This is a genomic window from Thermoflexus sp., assembly GCF_025055495.1.
Lineage (GTDB): Bacteria > Chloroflexota > Anaerolineae > Thermoflexales > Thermoflexaceae > Thermoflexus.
The window spans coordinates 1-4,731 of sequence record NZ_JANWXB010000037.1 but is presented as its reverse complement, the minus strand read 5'-3'; the positions used below and the strand labels follow the sequence as shown (position 1 = coordinate 4,731).

The 4,731-nt window shown below is 66.4% G+C and carries 4 protein-coding genes; 3 read left to right on the top strand and 1 reads right to left on the bottom strand.

The window, feature by feature from the left end; translation table 11 throughout:
• Positions 1–983 (bottom strand): DUF711 family protein (locus NZM16_RS01335; protein ID WP_295477946.1); only part of this gene is annotated, 983 nt, incomplete at its 3' end.
• A 304-nt stretch (positions 984–1,287) separates the two neighbouring features.
• On the opposite strand from NZM16_RS01335, the gene NZM16_RS01330 reads away from it, so the two are divergent.
• From NZM16_RS01330 to NZM16_RS01320, 3 genes are all read left to right on the top strand, one after another.
• Positions 1,288–2,340: an L-threonylcarbamoyladenylate synthase gene (locus NZM16_RS01330; protein ID WP_295451674.1), complete on the top strand. Its 1,053-nt coding sequence runs from the start codon at positions 1,288–1,290 to the stop codon at positions 2,338–2,340.
• Positions 2,341–2,411: 71 nt separating this feature from the next.
• Positions 2,412–3,131, top strand: a complete 720-nt coding sequence (locus NZM16_RS01325) for a DUF72 domain-containing protein (protein ID WP_295477943.1) — start codon at positions 2,412–2,414, stop codon at positions 3,129–3,131.
• 267 nt (positions 3,132–3,398) lie between these two features.
• Positions 3,399–4,484 carry a Vms1/Ankzf1 family peptidyl-tRNA hydrolase gene (locus tag NZM16_RS01320; RefSeq protein ID WP_295451677.1) on the top strand — a complete coding sequence of 362 codons (1,086 nt, stop codon included), beginning with the start codon at positions 3,399–3,401 and terminating at the stop codon, positions 4,482–4,484.
• Positions 4,485–4,731 lie beyond the last annotated feature (247 nt).

Genomic DNA, 4,731 nt, shown 5'->3' with positions numbered 1-4,731 from the left:
AGCGCGCGCAGGTCATCCAGCACCCGCGCCAGCGCTTCCTCGGAAGCGGATCCAGGCAGGGGAAGGGTATCCAGACCGGTTCCGCACACCGCTGAATACAGCAGCAGGTCATTCACGCGGAGCTGCTGTTCCGCCGCTCGCCGGGCTAGGACCGCATCTTCGAGGACCGGGAGCATGATCCCACAGAAGCCCGTCCGTGGGAAATCCGCCCTCTGCACCGCCGCGGCCAGCCCGGCCACCGCCGCGAGGGTTCCAGCCTTCCCGAAGGGAACCCCGCTGAGCAGCTCGATGGCCGTCCCAATGCTGCGCTCCGGTTCCGGGAAGGGCGCCAGGGAGAAATCGATCCCCGCGAAGCGGGCGGAGAACCGAGAGGCCAGCGGGCGGAGGAGATGCGCCAGATACCGGCCGGTCGCCTCCACCTGAGCCTGCAACATCGTCAGGGCCGCTGCTGGATCCCGAGCAGCGCGAGCGGCTTCCACGGCCAGATCCGCCGCCTCGGTCGCCAGGGCGATGGCCATCGGCCCCCCATCGTGATACGCCGCCGGGAAGAAGGGGCCCAGCGGGGGCACGCTCGCCAGCGCGGCGAACCGGAGGTTGGCGAAGCCATCCGGGGCAACCGTGGCGTTTTCCCGAATGATCCACGCCGCTGTCCGCACCGCGTTTCCATCCGTAAGCATCATTGAGGCAAAGATCCGTTCGGTCTCCGCGAACAGCCGGGGGATCTCGACGGCCAGCGGCCCCAGGGGGCCCAGGCTCAGGTAATCAAACCCGACCTCCCGGGCTATGGCTTCCCACTCCTGGGCCTGGCAAAGGAAATCCGTTCCATCCTTCGAGGCCTCCGACGGCGGCAGCGCCAGGCGCATGGTCTGGACCTCATAGCCGGCGCGCGTGAGCGTTTCGCGCGCCGCCGAAGCGAGAGCCCCCGCCCGCGTCACCTCCTGGAGGTTCCATGGGATGAAAACCGTGACTGCGCGAATCCGCATGGGTCCCCGTCCTGGAAAGGGTGGACCATCATATCCTCATTTTGCCCTTCCTTCGGGTTCCTCTCAAAATCCCTATGAAAGCCGATCGAACGAAGCGGAACAGACCGGTTGCTTCGAGCCGTTATGAATTGGGGATCCGCCGAACGGGCTTCCGTTCGGCGGAGAGGCGGCCCCTCGCGTCTCGGGGGTTGGGGGCCAGAGGCCTCCAGCGACCCCGTGGGCGGGCCGGGCACCGAGGCCCCACCGCTCTTCCCGCGAAGCCTCCCGAGAGGAGGGGAAACAGCGTAACGCTCAGGAGGGTCGAATGACCGAAGTGGTATCGGTGGACCTCCAGCATCCGGATCCCGAGATCATCGCTCGGGCGGCGGAGATCCTGCGACAGGGCGGGCTGGTGGCCTTCCCAACGGAGACCGTTTATGGGCTGGGCGCCGATGGCCTGAATCCGGTCGCCCTCGCCCGCCTGTTCGAAGCCAAGGGGCGGCCGGCCACGGACCCGGTGATCCTGCACATCGTCGACCTGGAGGCGCTCCCCCAGCTGGCCCGGGAAATCCCCCCGGCCGCATGGACCCTCGCCCGGCGCTTCTGGCCAGGTCCCCTCACCCTGGTCCTCCCCAAGCAACCCATCGTCCCGGATCTTGCCACGGCCGGTCTGCCCACCGTCGCCCTTCGGATGCCGGCCCATCCGGTGGCCCTGGCCCTGATCCGGGCCGCGGGGGTGCCGATCGCTGCGCCCAGCGCGAACCGGTTCGGTCATACCAGTCCCACCACCGCCCAGCATGTGCTGGAGGACCTGGCTGGTCGGATCGACCTGATCCTGGATGCCGGGCCCACCGCCATTGGAGTGGAATCGACCGTCGTCGATCTCACCCGTCCGGTTCCCACCATCCTGCGGCCAGGAGGGCTGCCCCGCGAGGCCCTGGAAGCGATCCTCGGGCCGGTGGCGGTGTTCGATCGCTCCGTGGCCGGCCCCGCGCCGGCTCCCGGGATGTTGCCCAAACACTATGCCCCCCGGGCGGAGATGGTGGTCCTGATCGGGTCAGGAGGATGGCTCCGCTTGCGGCTCCGCGAACTGGCCATCCGGTATCTTCAGGAAGGCTATCGGGTAGGAATGCTGATCGCGGAAGAGGATCAGCCGGCCGTGGCGGATCTGCCGGTGGAGATCGCTGTGCTGGGATCCGAGGGGGATCTGGAAGGGGTGGCTCGACGGCTCTATCCGGCGATGCGCGATCTGGACGCGCGGGGGCCCGATCTGATCCTCGCCCGGGATTTCGGGACACGAGGGCTGGGCCTGGCCATCCGGGATCGCCTGATCCGCGCTGCAGGCGGCCGGGTGATGAAAGCAGAAGATTCGCCATAGCCCCGTTGGATCCGGCGAGGGATGGGCCGCCGCGCGGTGCCGGGGGCGCTTCGAGGGAGGTGAGGGGGGAGATGTGGCATATCGGCTGTTGTGGATTCCCGAAAGCGCGATCCGTTTACTTCCAGACCTTCCGGGTGGTGGAGGTTCAGCAAACGTTCTACGACCCACCCCAACCGAAGACCCTCCGACGCTGGCGGGAGGAAGCCGGCCGCGATTTCGTCTTCACTATGAAGGCGTGGCAGTTGATCACCCATCCCGCCAGCAGCCCGACTTATCGCCGGCTCCGACGCCCGCTGGCCCCGGAAGAACGCCCGATGGCCGGCCTGTTCCAGGCCACCCCGGTGGTGGAGCGGGGATGGGCCGCCACGGTGGAGGCCGCGCAGGCCCTGAAGGCGGCCGTGGTGCTGTTGCAATGCCCGGCCTCCTTTACCCCGGCTCCGGAGCACCTCCGCCACCTCGAGGCCTTCCTGGAGCGGATGGGGGAGGTCCCCTTTCGCGTGGCCTGGGAGCCCCGGGGGGATTGGCCCGACAAGGTGATCCGACGGATCTGCCAGCGCTACGGCCTGATCCACGCCGTGGATCCCTTCATCCGTCCCCCCGTCACCGGGGAAATCGCCTATTTCCGTCTCCACGGACGGACCGGATATGCGTATCGCTACACGGATGCAGACCTGGAGGAGCTCAGGGATCGCGGTCAGGGGTTCCGGGAGGTCTTCGTGCTGTTCAATAACGTGTCCATGTGGGAGGATGCGCTGCGCTTTCGGCAGCTGGTAAATTCCATAAAGGGTTAAAATGGAAATGAACGGGAATTACGCCGTTCGCTTCCTGCCGGGGGTTGGAGGTGATGGGACAGGGAGCTCCGCTACCCACCTGACCACCTCAAACCCTCCCCCCATCGGGCCCAGCCAGCGGCACGGGCCCTGAACATGGGCCAGGATATGTTTCTCCTCCTTCCTGAGGACCTTCGAGGCTCGGGCAGGGAGGGACTTTACCTGCCTTCCCTTCGCTCCTGAAATCCCTACGTTAGGCACGGGAGAACACAGGTTTGGAGGTGGCCGATGTTCAGCGAACAAGATCTGCGGGAACTGGCTGCGCTGGAAAGCCTCCATGCTCCCATTCTCAGCCTCTACCTGAATGTGGATCCTCGTCATCAAACCAAGGATCATTACCGGTTGACCCTGCGACATCTGCTGGGGCGCGTGGAAGATCAGGTCCCGCGAGCGGATGTGGAGGCAGTTCAACGCTTTGTCGAGCTGGAATACGACGGATCCGGACGAGGTCTGGCGATCTTCTCCTCTCAGAGCCAGGGGTTCTGGCGCGTGTTCTCGCTGGCCGTGCCCACGCCGAACCTCGTCTTCGTCGGCCGCAAGCCGTATGTGTTCCCCCTGGTCAAACTGTGGGACGCCTACGGGCGCTTCCTGGTGGCGCTGGTCGATAAGACCCACGTCCGTTTGCTGTTCTACCAGATGGGCGAGCTCCAGGAGACCGTGGAGCTGCGCGGGGAGCCGATCAAGCGGCACAAGCAGGGTGGCTGGGGCGCCGAGAAGCTCCAGCGGCATGAGGATGAGGTCGCCTATCGCAATCTGAAAGAGGCCGCCGAGCTAACGGTGGCCTTCTGCGAGCGACATCAGCCCCGCTACCTGCTCCTCGGCGGCGCGGATCCCACGGTGGTGGAGTTCCGGGAACTCCTGCCGCGCCCCTGGCGGGATCGCATCGCCGGGACCATACCGGGGGACCGCATGTCGGATGAGGGGGAGATTCAAGAGGCAAGCCTGCGGATCCTCCAGCAGACGGAACAGGCTCGGGAGTTCGCCCTCGTGGATGCGGCGATCACCGCGGCGGCCAAAGGGGGCAATGGCGTGATGAACCTGGATGACACGCTGGGGGCGGCGGCGGAGGGACGGGTGCAGGTGTTGCTGGTGGCGGACGGCTTCCACGCTCCAGCCTATCGCTGCACGGGCTGCGGTTTCCTCACCGCCATATCGCGGGAGACATGCCCGTTCTGTGGCGCGGCCTTCGAACCGTTGCCCGACGCGGTGGATTGGCTGATCGCCACCGTGCTGGAGAACGGAGGACAGGTGGAGATCGTGGAGGGCCATCCCCGATTGCAGGAAGTGGGCGTCGCTGCCCTGTTACGATATTAACCCCTCATCGCCCTTCCACCCGCAGCTCAGGAAGGGAGGGCTCGCCCTGTATAGGTGGAGCGCCCGGATTGCATATCGTGCGATCGGCTTTCCCCGAGGCTCAGCGTGAGATGATCTGCGTTAAAATAAAAGGTCGGGCGCGCGATGCGCGCCCGCGTTCTATTCGGGAGGGGATGGGGGTGGGGGGGGGGGCCGCCCACCCCCCAACCACAACGGGGAAAAAACGGAGGCGGGAAGGCGACGGGGG

Coding starts and splice junctions, on each gene's coding strand:
- NZM16_RS01330 (WP_295451674.1), top strand. CDS start 1,288: ATGACCGAAGTGGTATCGGTGGACCTCCAGCATCCGGATCCCGAGATC.
- NZM16_RS01325 (WP_295477943.1), top strand. CDS start 2,412: ATGTGGCATATCGGCTGTTGTGGATTCCCGAAAGCGCGATCCGTTTAC.
- NZM16_RS01320 (WP_295451677.1), top strand. CDS start 3,399: ATGTTCAGCGAACAAGATCTGCGGGAACTGGCTGCGCTGGAAAGCCTC.